Raw genomic sequence first — 19,799 nt, forward strand, 5'->3', positions numbered from 1 at the left:
TATTCTCTGGCTGTTTTCTGCGGTTCTATAATACCGCCATATTTCTCAATCTATGGCGGTATTATACCGGAAAATTGCATTGTTATTACTACAATTATGTTTCTTAAGAAACATAATTTTGCTCTCATCTTTTAAAAGCAGGTATCTAACGTCTAATAGATTTTGAGTCCGGCGGTTTTATGGCGGGATATTTTCATGCCAGCGAAAGGAAGCCGTATAGGATAGATATGTCATGAGATTGGCATAACCAAGCATGTCGTTCGAGCAAATAATGCAGCGATGGAATAGTGAAATTTTGAGGCCTGTTAAATCCTGAGGTTTACATATTTTGTAACGATGCTAAGTGTAGGAGGAACGAATTTCGTTAAGAATAAGGATTATGAAATGGAAAATTTTGATATACTGATAATATTTCCATTGGAAGAAGAATTTGACAATGGTGTGGGATTTTTTTCTGAAATTACAGATGTCGATGACGATCATTATGTTATCTTTAAAACTATAATTCCTGACACCGATATATCGGTGGCACTTATTAAGCAAAATGATATGGGAAAAGGGGCTTGTAGGGATACGCTGGAATATTTTCTAAGAAAATATGAAGTAAAACTTATAATTAGCGCAGGTATTGGGGGTGGAATATCGAAAGATATGAATATAGGAGACGTATGTTTTTCTAGGCATATCTTTGATGTTACCGACAATGCAAAAATTGATGGTGCCTCCGAAGGACAACTTGAAAATCTTCTTTTATCTAACACTCCACATAAAGTTTCTTCAAGGATTTCCCCGAGTATATCTCGCTTCAAGTCATCTCCAAAAACGAAAAACAATTATGTTAAGTGGTCTCAAGACTGCGGTGATCGCGGAAGAGTATTGATTCCTAATGCTTTTCCCGGGCGTGATAAGGAGGAAACCATTCAGAATCCTAAAGCAATAGAGGGGGATATTGCATGTGGATTAGTGTCCTCAAGCCCATCATATAATAAAAAATTAAAAGGTATTACTAGAAGAATAAGTGTTCTGGACACTGAGTCAGGTGCCCTAGGGAGTGTATGTGAGCAACATAATATTCCTGGCTTAGTATTCCGTGGAGTATCTGATTATGCTCAAGCAGATAAGAATTCATTTGAATTGGCAACAGATAATAAAGCTAGAAACATAGCAATACATAATGTGATGTCATTAATTTTTATCATCTTTGAATCTGATTTGTTTAAGTCAAGAATTCTCCGTCTTCGGGAAGCAGATAAGGAAATTCAAAAATTATCCACAACATCAAACCAAATAGGAGGTGGTCTAGATAACGTTACAAACTGTATATCTGATCTTTGTGAAGAATATAATTTAAAAATAAAAGACCTTACACCTCAAATAAAAATTTCTGATTATAATTATAAATTGCCAACCCCAAGAATAACTATAGAGTCTGATGAGATTAGTTTCAAATCAAAAAATTTCACTTTTGAAGTTCGGGATGTTGTAAAGAAGGAGAGAATATTAACAATTGAAATTCCCAAAGACTATCCGGATAAAAGCCTGCCGTATATATTTGCTTCCGATTTACTAAATATGGATGTCGATGGAAAAAATTATTTACCTTATGTAATTGACGCATCCGAAATAAAACCTCCAAAAGGTGGCATTCTTAGTAAGATTCCAAAGGATGTGTCCGAGGCAATGACGGCCAAAGATACTCAAAGTATTATTATTATGGAAAATTTTCCAAATGATTATGTATCTAGGGCTAAGTATATTGCGAATAAAATGGAAGAATATCCACAATTTAAATTTATAATTGTTTGTAGAGGTAAATTTGATCCTGGAGTATTGGGGCAGTTTAAATCTTTAGGCGCAAAGACATCTAATTTGATTGATATTTCCTTTAGAGAAATAGCATATTTTATAAAAAATAATTTTGATTTAGATAATGCTCAATCCGAATTTGTTGCAACAAGATTGGGAGAAATATTTGATGAATTCAATATGTGCTCTCATCCTAGCTATTTCGCAGGCATACCGAGAGATGCATTGAATTCTCTTATGAAGGCAAATAAAAAGGCCGAATTTATTGAGATCGCTACAGCAGGATACCTAAGTTTTTTGGTGGCAACTGATGACCAAGATGTCGCCTTGGGGAGAAAGGCAAGAGAGGATTTTTTAGCACTTTTAGCATATGGAATGAATTTCAATGGAAAGAAATACACTGAAAATAATCTTATCGAAATGGCTTCAGAATTTGCCAAAGAATTTGATTTCGGAATTAATAGTATAAAATTTGTTAACTCTTTTATGGATAGAGGTCTTTTATTTAAAGATAACGGATTTGTAAAATTTACTCTTCCTTTTATGGAAAGTTTCTTGCTTGCAAAATATCTTACAAATAACAAAGAAGACGCTATAAAATATTTTAACCTTAATTCTGATTCTTTTAATATAGATGCATTTGTTATATATTCTGAACTTGGGATAGATGATAAAATCGTTGATTCTGTAATTTTGAAATTGTCTAACACAATAGAAAATCTAAAGAAATCTTCTGGCCCTGAAGAATCTAATTTAAAACTTCTTGGTCAAGTTATTTCAAGCCCATCATTCGAAAAAATGGCGAATGCAAAAGCTTTTGATGAAAAGATAACTGAATTGGAGAATGATGTTATCCGGGATACGGATCTTTCTATTGAGAAGCAAAGAATTCTTGATTTAAAAAGAATTATCCAAAAGGAGGCAGCGGGTTCTTCCAGAAAGATTTTGTCATCTCCTGAAATACCAGAAAAAGATGAAGAATTTTTTTATGCAAATGATATTCTCAAGATAGCTCAATTAATGATTGCATCTGGTGCAGAACGGTTAAGTGCATATCGTAAACGAGAAATTATTTCTAAAATTATCGACGCGGGCAGCTTGATATTTAATATACGTTCCAATCGTATTGTTAATACAGATTTTTCTCAAATAAGAAAAAATATTATTGAGAGTGATGAAATTTCTAAAATTATAGATACCGATAGTAATAGGGAGGAAGTAGAAAATGTTATTAATTCAGTAATTGACATACAGGAAATGTTGATAAAGTTCTCCCCTTTTATTTCATTGATTTCTGGCCTCTGCGATAATGCAAGGAGTAATGTTCTTCCGGAAAGTGTAATAAATACAAGTTTCGATGATAAATTTAAGAATTTTATAGTAAATTTCTGGGTTTGTGATTTAAGCGTTAAGCGAGGGAATAAGCTTTTATCAGCATCGATAAAAAGTTTGCCGAAAAATATTTCGCTTCGTATGGTAATTGCAATGTTCATAATGACACGAGTTTATTGGTGTCAGCACAATAGATCAGACCGACAAGATTTAATATCTATTGCTAAGCTTTCTCTATCCTCTGCTGGAATGAAAATGGACCCTCGTACAGAGAGGCAATTATTTGGATGAAATAAAAAGTACTAAGTAATTTTTTGATTTCTATTACTTCTGTAAAATAGGCAATCGGGTAGATTGGATGGGCAGGACGCATAGCTGGAATATGACGGTTGCGAAAGAGAAGATAGAAAAGAGCTTGCGAGAAGCTGCCAGTCTTTAAGATTCTTTCGTCCCAAAAACACCTGATTTGGGAATAGGGTGATTTTGCATGGCTGAGAGTCCGGTTCTGCAATTCTGGGACAGGGATTGCGGGACGGATTTCAGGAGTTCATCGCCCGCCAGGCGGTCATCTTGGAGACGTGCAGGAGCGTCGCCACTTCTCGTGCTGACAATCCCTGAGCCTTGAGACGACGCGCCTGAGCGATGTCGTCTTCTGTCAGCGTCGGTTTTCTCCCGAGGCGGATGCCCTTTGCCTTGGCGGTCTCCAGGCCTGACAGCACCCGCTCGCGGATGATATTGCGTTCAAACTCCGCAAATCCCGCCAGAAGCAGCAGGAACAGTTTGCCTCCAGCGCCTGCGGTATCAATCCCTAGATTGAGAATCCTGACAGAAATCTCCCGTTTTTTCAGCACGTCGATGAGGGTCAGGACATCCAGGGCGTTACGGCCCAGACGGTCGAGCTTCACCACCGTCAGCGTATCCCCGGCCTGAAGCCGTCTGACCAGTTTCTTCAGGGCCGGACGCGATTTCCACGCTGTCGCCCCTGACACTGTTTCCGTCACAATCTGCGTTTCCGGCACGCCCTCCCGCAGAAGGTCCGTGACCTGATTGTCTGTCTGCTGTCGTGATGTGCTTACGCGTGCATAGCCATATTTTCCCATAATCCCTGTCCTGTTGTTCCGGGACACCTTTGTGGGACCCTTTCAGGCCCTTCCGGTCTCCTCCCTGAATCATAACAAAATCAGGTGTTTACGGGATATGTTGCAGGGGATTTCAACGCAGGCAGACATGAGCGTGCTCTCCTTCTCGAGAAGAGACAGGTCATGTTTTTTCCCTGTTTTTCGGAAGGTTTCGGGCACGGCATGGATATCAAACTCTGCGGAAAACCCTTCTGGCTTCACGGAATCCGGGGAACGGTTCACAGCGTCCGCCAGTGGTCGGAAGACATCACGTACCGGCCTCCCGCGAGCAGCATGAAGGTCGGAGATACGCTGTTTGTGGATATTCCTGCCGAGAAAACCTTCTCTACCCGTCACTACCAGAAGTTCTGGGTTGTCGCGTCTGACGGTCGCCAGTTTCAGGTGGATGTGCCGTGTCAGGTGAGAGAGGGCCAGCAGGTCTGTCTCGTCTGGGGCAATGTGAAGGGGGGAAAAGTTGGACGGATGCTCTACATCCGCAACCTGTCTCTCGGTCACTCCTCAATCGTCCATAACACCCTTCCGTGGTCGGTTCTGTTTGCCTCCGTTGGCAGGATGACCGCCCGCGCCCTGATGGTTCTGCTTGTCCTTGCCCTGATTCTGAAGGGGGCAGATATCTTCCGGAATCTGGTTGGTCATTACACCCGTCAGGGCACCAATCCGCTTTGGCTTGTGGCGACCTGGGTCATGGTCGCTGTCATCCTGTTTGGCGCTCTGTTCGTGGTCATCGGGTTTCTGCGCGTTCTGTGGCGTCTGATTCAGAACAAGCGACAGGCCATCCAGACCCTTAGCGACACCATCAACGGCAACCCCCGCTTTCTTGAGAGCCTGTGACGTGGGTTCTGCCTCTCCATCAAAAAGGAAAACCGTCTTGAAGATGATGAAAACAGCGGCTCTGGCTGTTGTACTGGGCTGTCTGAGTGCCTGCTCCTCGGCTGGCAATGCCTCCCTGAAGAGTGTCACGGCTGCGGATGTGGACCGCTCCATTCGCGATGGTGTGACAACCTCGTCCCAGCTGCATCAGCTCTATGGCGAGCCGTCCGAAACGTCCTTCGAGAACGGCAATGAGCAGTGGGTGTATGTCTATTCAGCCACCCGGCAGGATGGTCTGTCTATGGTGCAGGACGTTGTGGGTCTCGGCGTTTTAGGGACTAGAGACAGCGCCAAAAGCAACATTCTGAAGGTCACGCTCCATAAGGACATCGTGGTCCATCACAGCTTTACCACCAGCCAGAACACTGGCGGCAGCGGACTGAGGCAGTAACGCCATGAGCAGGTCTTTCCTTCCGGCTTTCGTCCTCGTGCTAGCTGTCAGCACTGTTCCGCTCTCCGTCCATGCCCAGAGCCTGACCCAGTGTCTGCTGGCGCATAATCAGGGTCTCATCACACCGGCCTGTGCCCATCTTCTGGGACTGTCCGTGCCACCGTCCCAGCCACAGACGCCTCCCGACAATGGCGGGGTGCATCTCAAGCAGACCGTAACCTATCAGCCCCTCGACAACGTGTTCGGGCAGGACAGCATTCTTGGCCTTAGGCTCGGGATGACGCAGGCTGATGCCACCAGCACCATGACGTCCTATTGCGGCAAAGCTCCTCAGGTGACGAACACCTATCTGTCCACCACCTACAAGGGTGTCGGGGTCAACACGCAGTATTTCCCGAGCACCCTGACCTGTCAGAAGGGACAGGACAGCCTGACTGTGCGCCTGTCCATTCCTGTCATGGGGGCGATGGTTACGAAGATTGAACGTTCTGCGTCCTTCCCGATGGAAGCCTCCCCGCATTACACGGACCTTCAGGCGGATATCGCATCCAAATACGGTCTGCATCTTCAGCCCATGACCCGCTATGGCACACCGTCCGGGACAGCCTATGCCGGACCGGATGGAAAGGTCGTGACGACCCAGACCGGGACGACTGCGGAAGCGAATGAACCGCTGACCTACACGACACCCCATGAGATGGCCTATCTCTCGGTGACGGTCATTCCGGTCGGTGAAAACCTCTCCAATGTCTCCGGCCTCCGTCTGACACTGGAGGATTTGCGGGCTGAAGAGGTCATGTATGCCGAACTGTTCAAACAGATGAATGGCTCTGTTGATGCCAAACTCTCAGGCAGTACAGTCAAAGCAGCTCTTTAAAGCGAGAGAGTGGAGCGCTGTGTCTTCTGTCTGTCGGGAGATGGAATTGTCCTGACAGGCAGGGATTGCGAACTGGTTTGTCCAGCCTCTGTCTTCGTCAGGTCTGCCAGACGCTTCAGAGCCTCCTCCGGGTTGGTTCTCGCCAAGAGCAACAGTGCCACGTCCTTTGTGGCGTCCAGATGAGCCACAAGTCTCTCTATCTCGGCTTTCGCTGTCAGGTACCTGCGAACCTCGGGGGTCTTCTGCCACGCCCTGTGCTGACGCTCTCGACCTGACACGACCCGTTCCGCCATCCAGTTCACGGCATAGGCAAAGTTGTCATCGTCCAGCAGGTCAAGCTTGCCGACCTCGTGACGGTCATAGCCATAGCGATGCAGCAGACCCTCGAACGCGGCTCTGGCTCTTTGGATGTCAGCTCCGTTCCAGAGATTCCAGACACTCGCTTTGGCTTTTGCCTCTTTCCACGTCTGACGGGCGGGGGCCAGTCTCTGTTCCTGCGTTTTGCGAAGAACCGATGCATCCCGGCTTTTCGGGTCGGGATAGGGTTCAGGAGGCAGGTTCTGCCACTGGCTTTGAAAGCTGGTGAAGATTTCGGTCAGCAGGGCCGCAAAGCGTTTCTGGTCGTGCAGTAACTCACGGAGCTGGTTGTCTCTTTCCGCTTCCTGAGCATTGAAGTCGATGACCGACTGGATTTCCGCGTGTGACATCCCTTCCGTAATTGTCGAGCGGGAAGCGTGCAGAAGGGGAGCAATCGGTCCCAGCCAGTGAGGCTTTTGAGACAGAGATTTCTGAGAAAGGGAGGGGATTGAAGGCCCGGAGGATGAGCCAGATTTTTCCTTTTCCTCCGAAGTCTCATCGGAATCCTCAGCTCTGTCGTTATGGGGGGCAACGGGGGTTTCCCCCTTGCCAGTTGGCTGCTGCGATGTATCGCAGGGGCCAGGGCTGGCTATCCCTTTTTGTCTCATGGCCTCTGGGTCTGTTCTGAGTTGCTGAAGCTCGGCTTTCTTCAGGCCCAGTAAACGGGACAACGAGCCAACGAAGACCCCGTTTTCGTCTTTCAGAATGAGAACATCTGGTTTCTTCTGTCCAGCTTCCAGAGCCCAGCCACGGTCTGCCACGGCACGTTCAAACGCCTGCCAGCTTTGGCTACGGGAGAACATCTCCCTGACTTCATATTTGATATCGAAAGGGCTGGCTCCCTGTCTCTGGGCTTGTCTGGACTGTGGGTCTGACAGGCAAGAGTTCGGGAGCGGTCCTTCGCAGAGAATTTTCAGCCGGTCACGAAATTCCTCTGGAACCGCGTGATACACGGACCTGTTGTGACGTCCTTTAGTCAGTTCCAGACCATGCGTCAGCTCAAACAGTCTGGCGACCTTCTCCTGACGTTCATAGCGATGCGAGACATCCAGAACCTTGCCGGTTTCGGCATGTGTGGTGCGGACCAGAAACTGGCAATGGCGATTGTCTGCTTTGCCATCGTGGCGGGTTTTGGTGTGGATGACCGCAAGGCAGACATCCGAGGCCTGAAACCCGAACTCTTTGGCGAGCATGGTGATGCAGTTGGCAAACTGTTCGTCTGTCAGCTTCTCCTTGGACGATATCTGGAAGTGCTGGACTGCGTTCACGCGATGAAAGGCGGCGGCATCAGCCATGCAGTCATCGACATCCTGACGTCTGCCTTTCCAGAGCAGGATATGCTCGTTCTCGTCTGTCTTCTCCACAAGATGGTGGAAAATGGCTCCTGAACCTGATGACGTTTTGATGGGGTTGCTCTTGAGTATCATCGCACCCGCCTCAGAGCCCTGTTGATGCGGGCTTTCAGGGTGTCGATGTCCGCAGGCAGGGCAGCGATATCGACCTGCTCCCCTGTATTCAGCCTGCGAGCAATTTGATTCAGGTTGTTGCCGATGGCAGACAGCTCACGACGCAACGCCAGAAGCTCTTCGGCAATCGAAGTCCCTCCTGCCAGTTCGTTCAGCAAGACTTTCCTGCACCAGACAGACAGTCTGCGTGTTCCTGCTGTGGTTTTCAGTCTCTCCCGTTCTTCTGGTCTGACCCGGATATGTAATGTCTCTGTTTTCATGATGCCCCTCGCGCGCGTGAGTCATTATAGCTCTGAGAGATGCAGGGGAGAGTGTATGGTCTTCTGTATTCGGAAGTGATTTCGGAGTGATACAGAAGTATTCGTATATACAGATTCATCAAAAAGCATTTATTTTTCGAAACGACCAAATAAATACTTGACATCGATGTCTGTATGGGCTATACGTCTCCTTGCCCCACAAACGGAGGCGAAAGATAAAGGAAGATGTCATACGTATATAATATAATGAAACAGTTCGAACTTGCGGAAATGAACGCAGTCGAGAGAGTTAAAGCCCTTGGAACATCAAGTCATATAGGCAATGCTCCCCTGTCAGTGGCAGAGGTCGAGCGTATTGTTTCCATCATCAGGACAGACCTGAAGGGACAAGAGTTCACAACAGCAAAACGTGCGAATGCGTATGCTGAAACTCTTAGAAAATCTGCATATTTGAGAGATGTGAAGCCTGACCATATGCTGAACTTCTTTCTGGATTCACGCATTCCAGCGAGTGAAGTCAGTGCTTTGGGATGGGAGCAGGAAGACGTCAGGGCGGAGCGAAAAGGCTTCGGAAACGCGCTCTTTGTTGCGTTGGGATTGCTGGTTTTCCGGGACTGGGAACGGTATCACGGGCATAGCTGGGCTTGCGAAACCCAGTACGTTCAGTGGTTTATCCGCTTTGCTCCCGAGGAGTTCAATGCAGGAGCATCCATTGCCCTCCATGCCCATTTCGACCTTGGTTTTTCTCTTCTGGCAGAGATGAAGGGTAAGAAGCCTCTGTCCTGGTCCTATGAAGGACAGGGAGGTCAGCCATGAATAGATGTGCAATCGTCATGGAAGAACTTCGAGGACTAAGACGAGGCTATGAGAATGCCAAAACGCTATGCGACAAGCGGTCCCGACGCTTCCAGGAACTGGGTCGTGAAAAAGACGCCCTCGAGCTACTGGACCAAAAATTGGAATTTGAGATTCGTATCGAATATCTGAACGATATAATGACGGACCTTCTCAAACGGTGGGACCTGTAAAAAGCTAACAACGTTGCTGCATGTCTTTTCTCTTCTGCTATAAATTATAGAAACGGGAAAAGACGTGAAAACTTCATGGCTACAATTCAATACGACCGGACAAAAGGAGTTTTCCAGTTGCCGGTCGGTGTCCATTCGCAAGCTGATGAGGAGATGTGTACTCGCCTTAACCGCGAGCTCTCCAAGATTAAATCATGGCTCCATGTAAAGAGAAGTCATGGACAATTTTCTCATGGCTTTCTGGTTGAGCTGGCTTTTGGTGCGCTTAATCAGCGTTTTCATATCCATGGGGTCTATGATGAAATTGGAAAGCTGGAGAGTGCGGGGGAGCGCTTCGGTATGACCAAAAAGCCCAAACAGATGCGAAAACCTTTAAAGGGGCTTTGGCATAAGCATTATTTTGACCCTAATTTCATGGTGCGTAATTTAATTGATGAAACAGAAAGAATGTCCAAAGATGGGCGGTGGGACGCCATGTTCGCTCCTCATATCGGAAAATACCTGAGTGATTTTATGCCGCAGGTTACACATGAGATGGTGATGGGCGCTTTTCAGACGCGTGCTCGTGAAGGAAGAGTTACGGGAGAGTTTCTTGTTTATGAACGAAGGCCTGATGGCTCAAATTACTATCTGACGCTTGGCGTGCATGGTGAGTGGGATGACATTCGTACGCGAGTTGATGAATATAAGGGATTTGATGAAGGGAATCCTTGGCCTCATCAAAATAGTCTCTGATAGAGTAGTATCCTTTTGTAAGTGTTTTTTAAGGGTGCCTCTTTTCCAAAAGGAGGAGGTTGCCCTCTGGACTGAAGCCGCTCCCATCCACAGGCTGAAGCAGGAACACCTTCTTGGTATACATTTAAACAAGTTGGAACAAAGAGAGACTGAACCCCTGTTTTCCCTGCTGAAACCTCGTGTCTGACCATGGAGGTCTGGCTGACAGGGGATGCATTGAAATCCTTCACTGTCCTGAAATGCATCGTGTGCACCAGAGCTGTCAGAACCCGTGGCATTCCTGTGCGGACATAATGGAAATCGGGATGGCGTGCTGATATTCGGTTTACTCTCTCATCGGAAAACCCCCGCATCAGAAGCAGTGCTGTTCCGCCAAAGGCTTTCCGCTTCATCAATCTGTGAGCTGTGGCAATCCTGGCATCTGACAGGGTTCCGTAGCGCTTGCCTGCGTAGATACTCGTGTAACGGGCTCGGATGTCGCGTGTCAGGCCAATGAAGGTCAGACTGGTCTCAGGCTTGCCGTAGTCCTTGGTGAGGTAAAGAGAGACAGACAACACATCCCGGATATCCTTGATGGCTTCCGCCTGTCGTTCAATCTCGTTCGGGAAGGCCTGGAGTATCTGCTCTTCGAGCCATGCTCTCTGGGCTGGGGCGACATAGAGCTGGATATGATAGTGGGGTGTTTCGTCGTCCTGAAGTTCGAGCGCTGTCATGCCCAGCAGGAGGACATCTTTCTCCCGTGCCTTGCGTCTGACAGTTTTCCAACGTCTGGCGATTTCTGCCTTGGCCTCTTCATAGGAACAGGCGTGGTACTTGCCAGGTAGTGTCAGGGTCAGAAACAGGCCCTGATAGCCCAGAAATCCGGTAGCAAAATCATGCAGGCTGTCGGCTATGGCCAGCGTGACAGCATAATGTTTTCTAAGCTGCCACTGACGCAGCGTATGCGCTGACAGGCCAGTGTCCGGGTTCTGTCGGTCGGGAACCACGATGAACGATTTGCTGGCAGCCAGCTTCTCGTCATCAAAGGCCTGCTGAACGCTGTCCCGTTCCGGAGAGAGTTCCAGAACCCTGCGGAGATTGCGGCGTAACCTGTTGGTTTTGCGTGTGAGAACCTGCCCTGTGATTCGCTGAGTTTGCTTCAGCTCGTCATAAGACTGGGAGAGAAGGTCAAAGCCGGAAACAAGGTCATCGGATAGGGTTTCAACCCAGTCCACGACTTCCATGGCGACCTGTTCGGTCTCTTCGAAACAGGCAAGGAACGCGCAGTTTTCTGCGACCTTGCGGGTAATTTCGTTCTTGTAAATCCCATGCAGGGGTAACAGCCTGCGCCAGATGTCTGGTCTGGTGGTTCTTATCCAGTGGTCTATTTCGTCATACTGCACATCATCCTGCATCTTTCCCCGTGTAATCGTGGAGAGAGGCAGAATGGTCTATAATGGTCCTGTTGTAGAAACATGTTGGTCTTCCTTCTCCGGACTGGTCTTCGGGATGTTCTCCAGTCCTGAGAGGGAAGTATAGCAGACAGTTATGCAGTTTTGTTTCGAAGTGGGATTATTGCTTTCCCATCAGTCTCTTTAGGTCCCAGAACTCAGGATATGACATGGAATCTGCAACACGTTTGAGGTTCGTGATATCCACGTCATCGAAATAGACGATATTACCAACGGACTTGTTCAATCCTTCATGTCCGAGAAAATCATCAATCCATGATTCCCGAAGTCCACCGTCGCCATGTTCGTGAATATTGCGGAGCTTGGTTGAGACGTTGTGCCGGAAAGAATGAAAAACCTTCTCCCGGCCGATGCCCAGCCGTGATTTGAAAGAGGAGAAATTTCTCTGGAAAATCCCGGACCTTTTCATGTCCATACCCGTGAAATTTAGTTCCTTGAACAGGTATCGACGTCGTTGGTTTTTAGCGCGTTTGGCCATTTCCACGAGGCCGGTATCCAGAAGCGGCTGGCAAAGAGGAACAATGCGAGCCCCGGCTTCAGTCTTGGGGTCCCATGCTTCCCAAGGGGCGTCTTTATGAGCACGGTGGACCTGCACCACAATGCACCAGACATCCTGAATCTGGACAATATCCTGTGGACGCAGACGGCAGATTTCTTCCTCCCGCATTCCCGTATAGGACGCTATTCCCACAATCAGACCGAAGGTGGCCTGACTGATGGTTTGGAACGGCCATGGAGTGTCGATGAGCGTCATCAGGTCATCGTTCGACCAGCGGATACGCTGCGTTTTTGCGGTGGTGTCAAACTTCCAGCCCCCGACAAACGGATTACGGTCAATCAGGCCGAGGGGTTCGTAATGACGCCACAGAGCGGAAAGGCGAGTGAAATGATTTTTGCTGGCCTTTCCGGAAATGCGTTCCAGATTTTTCCGATTGGCCTCTGCTGTCAGTTCGGCAACTGTCCGCGTGTCCTTCCGGTTCTTGCCGTAATGGACAGGAAGCTGCTCCATCATGTCCTTGAACGTGCCCGCGTCTTCTCCCGTGTAGTCGCGGATGGGTCTGTCTCCACAGATTTCGACAAATCTTCTGTAGGTGTTGCGATGTTCGGCAATGACAGAGGGTTTTGCCTTCTTGGCCTTGAGACTGAGGAAGGTCTCGGACGCTTCGGAGAACAGAGGGGAGGGTTTGGGCGCTGGCGGCTGGACAAGCTGTGTCAGTGCGGCAACCTGTTCTGACAGCTTTGTCAAGGCTTCTTCGCCCGAGCTTCTTTTGTCCTTGCCCAGTTTGTGAATGATGTCTGTCAGGGCATTGATTTCGGGACCAATCTTCTCAAGCACGCTGGAAACCCGCTGATGGTCTTCCATTCGTGCCAGAAGGTGCTCGGCATTCATGGTTTTATAGCGAGCCTTGAGAGCCTGAATCTCACTGTCGTAGGTCTGGACAATGCACTGAAACAGGTCCTGCTGGACAGGATGCAGGTCAGATGTGGCCAGAGCCTCCTGAAAGGTCTCAACCGCCTTGTTGAGCGAGGATGTTTCTTCCGATGAAGACATGGCCAGACTGATGCACTCGAAAAGCTGAGAGGTCAGTCCATACATGGCACAGGCACGGGTTCTGGCAAGATTTCTGTCGAGGGTCTCCAGGGAGTGCCAGATTTCCCGTTTTCCCAGAGCAGGCCGAAAACGAACGGGAATCCCGCGTCTGAAATGGAAACCGGATTGCAGACGAATCAGCACAACAGGGCTCGTTTTGTAGAAGCCCTTTGTAGAAGAATGGGGGCTCCGGGTTGCTGAAAACCCTAAAAGCTGTTTATTTTCAATAACTTAGATGTGGTGCGAGCTGCGGGACTCGAACCCGCACGCCCTTACGGACTCGAGATTTTAAGTCTCGTGCGTCTACCATTCCGCCAAGCTCGCACACGCCTCATGCTGCTCGCAGCAGGGCGGTCCCGTTTTGGCTCAGCCAGCGTTCCGCTGCAAGACGTCCTGTGCGTCCATTTGTGCAAAATCTGTCAACAAGGCCCCAAAAAGCAGCGCTATGATCAAAATGTTGAAGATGAGCGAGTTCATGGATCACGACGTAATCTCGAATGTCCAGCGGCGTCATGACCAGACGCCAGCTCAACATGATGCGTCCTTTTCGGGTGCAACTGCCCCAGCGAGACCGGACTTCCCGCAAATCGACACGAGACGGTACAAGCCCCATTCTTTTACTCTGAAGTGCCACAGCCTTTGAGAGGCGCTCTTTGGCCAGGCTGTGAAGAAAGTCCCTTACGCGACGTTCAGTATGAGCCGCATCACCGCTGACATGCAGGCCATCTGAATCAAGCCATGTGCCACGACGGGCATCTGGCTCGTGCAGAATGGGAACCGGTGATCCTTCGATCATGACTTCGTGGCCGTCAGCCAGTACGCGTTTTTCAGGCAGAGCAGCGAGAGAGGACGTAATCCAGTCCATATGCTGATGGACGAACGCAAGACCCTGCCGCTGGCTGATGCGCTCCGGCATTGTAACAACAACACTACCGTCTTGAGCATCAATGCGGAGGGTCATGCGGCGTGCACGAGGCGAACGTCTCCATACAAGAGGGACGGTCGGCGGAAGCATGGGGTTAGCCGGAGCGCTTTCTGGAAATGCACGCAGGTGCATTCGCAGGCCACTCACCGGGCCATGCGGTAATGTAATTCTCCAATGGGCCCGCGCGGCGCTCACTTACGCAGCGCCCACCTGCTGAAGCACCGGCAAGCAGAACGCTGTCCTGCGTCCCGGAGCGCAGAGGGTGCCATTCCGGGAGATCGAACCCGTCTCGCAGTAATCGATAAGCGCAGCTTGGTGGAAGCCAGTCGATTTCAGCCAAGAGTTCAGGCGTTAGAGTAACGCAGTCCGGCACCTTGCGATGGCGCTTCGGATAATCTGTGCAACGGCAGGTCTGTGTGTCCAGAAGCCGGCAGGCAACGGTCGTGTAAACGATCTCGTCTGTATCTTCGTCGCGGAGCTTGTTCAGGCAGCAACGCCCACATCCGTCACAAAGGGATTCCCATTGCTCGGACGTCATCTGATCTAGCGGCGTGGTTTGCCAGAAAGGAGAAACTGAAGTCATGGCCGATCCAGTATCACACAGCCGAGGCACAACAGAACCGCTATTGTCAGGGAAAGCAGGGCCGCGGGTAAAAGTAGGGGAAGCCATATTAATTTCAGGCGGGTCGTCAGATCTGCTCCCAGGCCGATTGCTGCGCGCGTTGTTCCGATGGGCAGTCCAAGTAACGTGGCTCCGAACGGCATCATGACAGCTGGGGAAATCAGAACACCCTGGAGGATGTCATAATGTCGGCTGATAAAGCTTAGTCCAGCGCGATGAAGTTCAGGCAGCGCAAAAGCGAGAGCCGGGCCGGGCAGTAGAACCAGCAAACCAAGAAGGCGTACGTGTCGGGCTGGCAGAAGACGCATCAGCAGCGTGATAACACCACAGCCAATGAGCAGGCCAAGTATAATGGCGGGCAAGTGAAGCCGCATGGAAATGGCCATCATGGCTTGCTGCTGCCGTACCAGTCCTGAAATTGCTGCTCCAGGTGGTCACCGTATTTCGTCCAGAACGCGTCATTGACGGACAAAGCTGTTCCTCTCGGATCAAGGACGCTTTCAGGCATGTCGTTCAGGTGTGGAGACTGAGTGTGCAGCTGGGTCAGGGTTTTCTGTGCAGTCGTTGTCGGGTTGTTAGCCGGTATTGCCCAATAGAGTGCCGTGCTGAGAGTTTGCTCTGGCTGCGCGACAAAAAGAGAAGCCGCTGGTCCCGCTTTGACTTTCATGCTGACGCTGGAAATTTCCGTCATGGGGGCGCTGGTCATGAGTGCGCTGCTTTGTTCCATAATCCGGGCGGCATCATCGGGTGTTTTCCACCACACAATATAGGGTCGCAGCAGATCCAGCTTGTGAAACGCACGACTAACACCCGCGGGCGTGGACAGCGCAGTATAAATGTCACGCGCGTCTATTCCGTCCGCAAGCAGGGCAATTTCCAGCGTTGTACGTGCGCCAAGATAAAGACCGCGGCGTCCTGGATGACGTGCAACGTCCCAGAAGTCTTTCCAGTCAGGGGCGGCAGGTAGTCGTGAACGATCCCATGCGAGTGCCATGATTGTCTGGCCTCCGGGCAGGCCGCATCCCAAAGTACCGTCCAGAGGGTGAACCCAACCTTTCTGACAGGCATCTGCAAGCTGGCTGCCGTTTAACAGAATAGCAGCCCAGCTTGGGTTTGATGAATGAACGCCCGCGTTCAGCGTGCTGTTTTGGCCGTCCCATTCAACCTGCTTCAGCGACTTGTCGCTTGTGATCAGGGCATTCGCAGTCACCGCACCTTCAGGAATGGCCCAGCCGGGGGCGGGCGGAGCAGGTTTGGCTGCACGACGATGTTTTGTGGAGTGGTGTGTAACCGCTCGCTTGTGCGCGTGCGCCGAGGCTTCGGATGGCGAGAACACCGAGGCGACACTCTGGCCGACATGGGAAAAGAAATCCCCGATGTCATCGGAAGGGCGGGTGCTGCTCGCGGATGTGGCGTGCGCGTGCATGTTGGCAGGCAGAACCTGTATCGCAAGCAGGCCCACCAGAAATGCTGCAGGACGCATGATACGACCGAGACCCGCCCGGCATCGTGCCGGGAGCGTATGTCGCAGAAAGAAAGCGGGCCGGGTCAGAATGGTGTCCTCAATCAGCATGAAGAAGTCAGGCGCAGATGCCTGACCGAATGCGGCGGCACTTTAATACAGGTCGGCACGAAGCGGAAAGGCCGTTGCATGGCCGGCGGGCCACGCGAGCTGAACGGCAGCTCCGGCGCGTGGCAGCTTCTGGGCCTGAAGGGGCGGGCGCCGGAGCTCAATCTCGGTACCATTCGGGCAGCGCACCCGCATTCTGATATGATCGCCAAGATGAACGCTGTCCGTCAGTGTGCCGCGAACGGGTGGCGCTTCCTCATCATCAAGACCAAGAGACTGGCTGCCGAAAAAGGGCGAGATCCGATCCGGGCGAACGCAGACCAGGCAGGCGTGACCTTCTTGAAGCGTATCATCGGATGCGAGAGCTTCCACAATGCCGCCGCAGGCAAGTTGAACGCGCGCGACGTCATCCGCAATATCCAGAACCTGCCCGGTCAAGGCATTGGCTTCACCAAAGAGTGTCGCCACTCCAACGTCTGATGGGCGATCATACAGTTCGGCCGCTGTTCCGCACTGAAGCAACGCCTCTTCATTAAAGAGGGCGATCTGCCCTCCTGCGCGTAGTGCGTCTTCCTTGCGCGTGACGCTTTGCAAAACGCTGAGATTTCGCGCGCGCGACAGTTTCGACAGCAGAGACGCGATGCGTCGACCAGCGTGGATGTCCAGACCACCGTATGGGTTGTCGAGCAAAAGAATGGTTGGGGCAGTTACGAGTGCGCGGGCCAGCATTGCACGGAAGGTTTGCTCTGGATTGAGGTCCTGCGGAGAGAGATTTCCCAGCCCATCCAGTCCCAGAAGAGACATCATGCGACCCGCACCCGCATCGGCTTCTGCGCGGCTTTGTCCTTGGGCGCGCAGTGCGAAAACGATGTTGCTGCGCGTATCGAGGTGAGGAAACAGCGGATCTCGGGTGCCGATCAGGACAATGCTGCGTTGCCCGGCGGGACGGGATGTAACATCCGTTTCCTGCACAAGCACGCGCCCGCCCATGGGGGGAGAGAAACCTGCGATCAGATCCAGTAGGCCAGATAATGCAGCTTCATCAGTTCCATAGGCGGTAACCGTTTCCCCCTCGGAAACCGTGAGGTCAAACGCTTCTCCCCGTAGTCCAGCGCGCAGAGCTTCGAGCCTAAGAGCAGGAGCTAGGCGTGTGGCGGGCTTCTTGCGGCGTGTGGGGGAAGGTGGGGCGCCGGGTGGGCGGGACATGCAACCTCTGATAATGCTTTTGCGTTTGAAGCCAGATACCGGGCCTGATTCCCAGGTCCCTATTTGATTGCAATGAGGGTTTGAACATGAGCCGCGATACCGTCAAGAAGAACATCGAAGCTGCAGCCGAGACAACGCAGGACCAGATCGAGACGCTGCGCAAGCAGGTTGAGCAGATCCTGAACGACTATGTTAACCCGGCTCTGCTTCAGGCTGCGGACCGTACAGAGCATGCCGTTGCAAATGCCCGCAAAATCACAGATCATGAAATTGAAAATGTATCGACGCGTGTGCAGTCGCGGCCCATCGCCGCTATTCTGATTTCCGCTGTGGTCGGTTTCCTGGCGGGCCGTTTCTCCAAGTAATCGGCACGTGACCTTTCAGGCGGGAGGCAGGCCATTCACAGACCTGCGCCCGTCCTGTTAGAAATAAAGGCAACGATCCTCCATGAAGCCCATCGAACTCGGTCAGGAAGTCCTTTCCGCCCAAGGCCAGATTCTCTCCCGCTCCGCCATGCGAATCGGTCGGAGAGTTGCGTGCGCGCTTGTTGCCGTTGTCTTCCTGCTGTTCGCAGCCATTTCTTTTCACGGCTTTCTGTGGGCGTTCTTCATCAGCGTTGCAGGTCTGAGCTACGTCAAAGCCAGTCTGTGCGTTATTGGCGTTGATCTGTTCTTCGTCCTGATTTTTGCAGTTCTTGCAGCATGGTCGATCCCGGACGTTGTGGAGATCGAGGCGCGTATTCGTCGCGACCGCAAGTTGGTCGAACTGAAGCAGTCTGTTGCCATTACAGCCGTTACTGGTCTGCTGCTGGGGCCAATTGGCCGTTTTACGGGCAAAAGCTTCCTGTCCATTCTGAAGAGTTTCTTCAGTCATTCCAAATAAGACATTTTATGACTGATTTTTGTCAAAGCCATCTGGCCAGTTGTAGGTTAATGGCGTAAGCACTTCGCCTGTGCCGTGATTACGCCCTTGGGGGAGTCGTCACGGACTTGCGAGGAGTCCCGTGGAAAGTTCGTCGAACAGTCCGTTAGTTGGCACCAAGGTCACAGCCTGATGCTTACGGAAGTCAATCTCTTCGGCGTCTTTGTCGCACCCCTCTCAATTTACGCCGTTGCAGCAGTGTTCGTAACACTTCTGTTGAGAAGCATTCTGTGGCGAACCGGTGCTCTGAGCTGGTTCTGGCACGTCGCCCTCTTTGAAATAGCGCTCTATGTCTGTGTTCTCTGTCTACTCATCCTTTACGTCTAGGAGGGGTCGGCTATGAACTGGACCCGCAGTGTGATCCGCGTTCTGCTGACTCTGATTGTCCTGGCGATGGCCATTGGCCTCGGTCGGACCATGTGGGACATTTACGTTCTGGCACCATGGACGCGCGATGGCCGTGTTCGTGTGTACGTCGTAGATGCAGCCCCTGAAGTTTCCGGAACAGTTGTTTCTGTTCCTGTCGTGGATAACCAGTTTGTCCATCGCGGTGATCCGCTTTTCGTTCTCGATCCCGTTCGCTTCCGCCTTGATATTGACGCCGCCCGTGCCCGCCTTGCCGGTGCAGACGAAGACCTCAAGCTGAGATCTTCAGATGCCAAGCGTCGTATGGGCCTCGGTGGCATTGTGTCTGCCGAAGAGCAGGAAGACTTCAACTCGAACGTTGAAACCCAACGCGCCAAAGTAAATGCTGCAAAAGCCGAACTGAATACGGCGCTGCTGAATCTTCAGCGTTCCACGGTCTATTCGCCAGTTGACGGGTACATCACCAACTTGAACCTTCGCGTCGGTGATTATGCCCATGCTGGTCAGCCTGGTCTCGCCGTGATTGATGCCCACAGTTACTGGATCAACGGATACTTCGAAGAAACCAAGATGCACGGTGTGCATGTTGGGGACGCGGCCCGTGTCAAACTCATGGGTTACAAGCAGATCCTGCCTGCCCACGTCGTCAGCATTGGTCGTGGTATTAACGATCGTAACGGCGTGTCAGACCGTCTTGGTCTGCCAGACGTGAACCCGATTTTCACGTGGGTCCGTCTTGCGCAGCGTATCCCGGTTCGTCTGGAACTGGATAACGTTCCGCCGGAAATCACTCTCGCGGCCGGCATGACCGCAACCGTCACGATTGGGCGCGAAACGCCGGGCGCCCGTGGCAAGTTGACCACCTGGCTGCAGAACCATCTCTGAC

The 19,799-nt window shown here is 50.9% G+C and carries 20 protein-coding genes, 1 tRNA gene and 1 pseudogene; 10 read left to right on the top strand and 12 right to left on the bottom strand.

Annotated features, from left to right (window positions below):
• The first annotated feature begins 384 nt into the window (after positions 1–384).
• The gene (locus ABDK75_RS02775) at positions 385–3,429 is read left to right on the top strand and encodes a hypothetical protein (RefSeq protein WP_346004917.1); all 3,045 of its coding nucleotides are present in this window, start codon (positions 385–387) and stop codon (positions 3,427–3,429) included.
• Positions 3,430–3,677: 248 nt separating this feature from the next.
• Here ABDK75_RS02775 and ABDK75_RS02780 read toward each other — a convergent pair whose 3' ends face one another.
• The gene (locus ABDK75_RS02780) at positions 3,678–4,238 is read right to left on the bottom strand and encodes a recombinase family protein (protein WP_346004918.1); all 561 of its coding nucleotides are present in this window, start codon (positions 4,236–4,238) and stop codon (positions 3,678–3,680) included.
• Between the two features lie 162 nt (positions 4,239–4,400).
• On the opposite strand from ABDK75_RS02780, the gene ABDK75_RS02785 reads away from it, so the two are divergent.
• Genes ABDK75_RS02785 through ABDK75_RS02795 form a run of 3 tightly spaced genes read left to right on the top strand, consistent with a single transcriptional unit; the run spans position 4,401 to position 6,415 of the window.
• On the top strand, positions 4,401–5,108 hold the full coding sequence (locus ABDK75_RS02785; RefSeq protein WP_346004919.1) for a hypothetical protein: 708 nt from the start codon (positions 4,401–4,403) through the stop codon (positions 5,106–5,108).
• A 43-nt stretch (positions 5,109–5,151) separates the two neighbouring features.
• Entirely contained in the window at positions 5,152–5,538 is a 387-nt protein-coding gene (locus ABDK75_RS02790) for a hypothetical protein (RefSeq protein ID WP_346004920.1), read from the top strand.
• A gap of 4 nt (positions 5,539–5,542) precedes the next feature.
• Positions 5,543–6,415 (top strand): hypothetical protein, encoded by an 873-nt coding sequence (locus ABDK75_RS02795; protein WP_346004921.1) that lies wholly within the window; start codon positions 5,543–5,545, stop codon positions 6,413–6,415.
• Here ABDK75_RS02795 and ABDK75_RS02800 read toward each other — a convergent pair.
• The 3 genes and pseudogenes from ABDK75_RS02800 to ABDK75_RS02805 form a co-directional block, all read right to left on the bottom strand.
• Positions 6,412–7,575, bottom strand: coding sequence for a hypothetical protein (locus ABDK75_RS02800; RefSeq protein ID WP_408874433.1), 1,164 nt, complete (start codon positions 7,573–7,575; stop codon positions 6,412–6,414). The genes ABDK75_RS02795 and ABDK75_RS02800 overlap by 4 nt on opposite strands.
• A 240-nt stretch (positions 7,576–7,815) precedes the next feature.
• Positions 7,816–8,199 (bottom strand): annotated as a pseudogene (locus tag ABDK75_RS17815) (hypothetical protein); the annotation flags it as partial.
• Complete coding sequence (locus tag ABDK75_RS02805) at positions 8,196–8,498, bottom strand: MobC family plasmid mobilization relaxosome protein (protein ID WP_346004923.1); 303 nt, start codon at positions 8,496–8,498, stop codon at positions 8,196–8,198. The pseudogene ABDK75_RS17815 and the gene ABDK75_RS02805, both read right to left, overlap by 4 nt.
• A 225-nt stretch (positions 8,499–8,723) precedes the next feature.
• Between ABDK75_RS02805 and ABDK75_RS02810 the strand changes: the two genes are divergently transcribed.
• Together ABDK75_RS02810 and ABDK75_RS02815 are read left to right on the top strand one after the other, a co-directional pair.
• Positions 8,724–9,314, top strand: coding sequence for a hypothetical protein (locus ABDK75_RS02810; protein ID WP_346004924.1), 591 nt, complete (start codon positions 8,724–8,726; stop codon positions 9,312–9,314).
• A gap of 287 nt (positions 9,315–9,601) precedes the next feature.
• Entirely contained in the window at positions 9,602–10,261 is a 660-nt protein-coding gene (locus ABDK75_RS02815) for a hypothetical protein (RefSeq protein WP_346004925.1), read from the top strand.
• Here the strand turns inward: ABDK75_RS02815 and ABDK75_RS02820 are convergent.
• The 8 genes from ABDK75_RS02820 to ABDK75_RS02855 form a co-directional block, all read right to left on the bottom strand.
• Positions 10,246–11,655 (bottom strand): hypothetical protein, encoded by a 1,410-nt coding sequence (locus ABDK75_RS02820; RefSeq protein WP_346004926.1) that lies wholly within the window; start codon positions 11,653–11,655, stop codon positions 10,246–10,248. The two genes, ABDK75_RS02815 and ABDK75_RS02820, sit on opposite strands and share 16 nt — an antisense overlap.
• 157 nt (positions 11,656–11,812) lie before the next feature.
• Positions 11,813–13,447, bottom strand: coding sequence for a tyrosine-type recombinase/integrase (locus ABDK75_RS02825; RefSeq protein WP_346004927.1), 1,635 nt, complete (start codon positions 13,445–13,447; stop codon positions 11,813–11,815).
• A 94-nt stretch (positions 13,448–13,541) separates the two neighbouring features.
• Positions 13,542–13,627, bottom strand: a tRNA-Leu gene (locus ABDK75_RS02830).
• Positions 13,628–13,634: 7 nt separating this feature from the next.
• Complete coding sequence (locus tag ABDK75_RS02835; protein ID WP_346004928.1) at positions 13,635–14,318, bottom strand: SprT family zinc-dependent metalloprotease; 684 nt, start codon at positions 14,316–14,318, stop codon at positions 13,635–13,637.
• Between the two features lie 4 nt (positions 14,319–14,322).
• The gene (locus tag ABDK75_RS02840) at positions 14,323–14,811 is read right to left on the bottom strand and encodes a YcgN family cysteine cluster protein (protein ID WP_046900785.1); all 489 of its coding nucleotides are present in this window, start codon (positions 14,809–14,811) and stop codon (positions 14,323–14,325) included.
• Positions 14,808–15,239, bottom strand: coding sequence for a hypothetical protein (locus ABDK75_RS02845; RefSeq protein WP_339408342.1), 432 nt, complete (start codon positions 15,237–15,239; stop codon positions 14,808–14,810). Before ABDK75_RS02845 ends, ABDK75_RS02840 begins: the two co-directional genes overlap by 4 nt.
• Positions 15,236–16,423, bottom strand: a complete 1,188-nt coding sequence (locus ABDK75_RS02850; protein ID WP_346004929.1) for an extracellular solute-binding protein — start codon at positions 16,421–16,423, stop codon at positions 15,236–15,238. Before ABDK75_RS02850 ends, ABDK75_RS02845 begins: the two co-directional genes overlap by 4 nt.
• Before the next feature lie 42 nt (positions 16,424–16,465).
• Positions 16,466–17,626 (bottom strand): TOBE domain-containing protein, encoded by a 1,161-nt coding sequence (locus ABDK75_RS02855; RefSeq protein ID WP_346004930.1) that lies wholly within the window; start codon positions 17,624–17,626, stop codon positions 16,466–16,468.
• Positions 17,627–17,712: 86 nt separating this feature from the next.
• Between ABDK75_RS02855 and ABDK75_RS02860 the strand changes: the two genes are divergently transcribed.
• The 4 genes from ABDK75_RS02860 to ABDK75_RS02875 all read left to right on the top strand — a co-directional run bounded on the left by ABDK75_RS02860 (position 17,713) and on the right by ABDK75_RS02875 (position 19,798).
• Positions 17,713–17,991: a hypothetical protein gene (locus tag ABDK75_RS02860; RefSeq protein WP_046900788.1), complete on the top strand. Its 279-nt coding sequence runs from the start codon at positions 17,713–17,715 to the stop codon at positions 17,989–17,991.
• 82 nt (positions 17,992–18,073) lie between these two features.
• Entirely contained in the window at positions 18,074–18,508 is a 435-nt protein-coding gene (locus ABDK75_RS02865) for a hypothetical protein (RefSeq protein ID WP_046900789.1), read from the top strand.
• A gap of 171 nt (positions 18,509–18,679) precedes the next feature.
• Positions 18,680–18,874 carry a DUF1656 domain-containing protein gene (locus ABDK75_RS02870; RefSeq protein ID WP_007284708.1) on the top strand — a complete coding sequence of 65 codons (195 nt, stop codon included), beginning with the start codon at positions 18,680–18,682 and terminating at the stop codon, positions 18,872–18,874.
• 12 nt (positions 18,875–18,886) lie between these two features.
• Positions 18,887–19,798, top strand: a complete 912-nt coding sequence (locus tag ABDK75_RS02875) for an HlyD family secretion protein (protein ID WP_046900790.1) — start codon at positions 18,887–18,889, stop codon at positions 19,796–19,798.
• Position 19,799 lies beyond the last annotated feature (1 nt).

The organism is Gluconobacter sp. OJA, from assembly GCF_039638325.1.
GTDB classification, from domain to species: Bacteria; Pseudomonadota; Alphaproteobacteria; order Acetobacterales; family Acetobacteraceae; genus Gluconobacter; species Gluconobacter cerinus.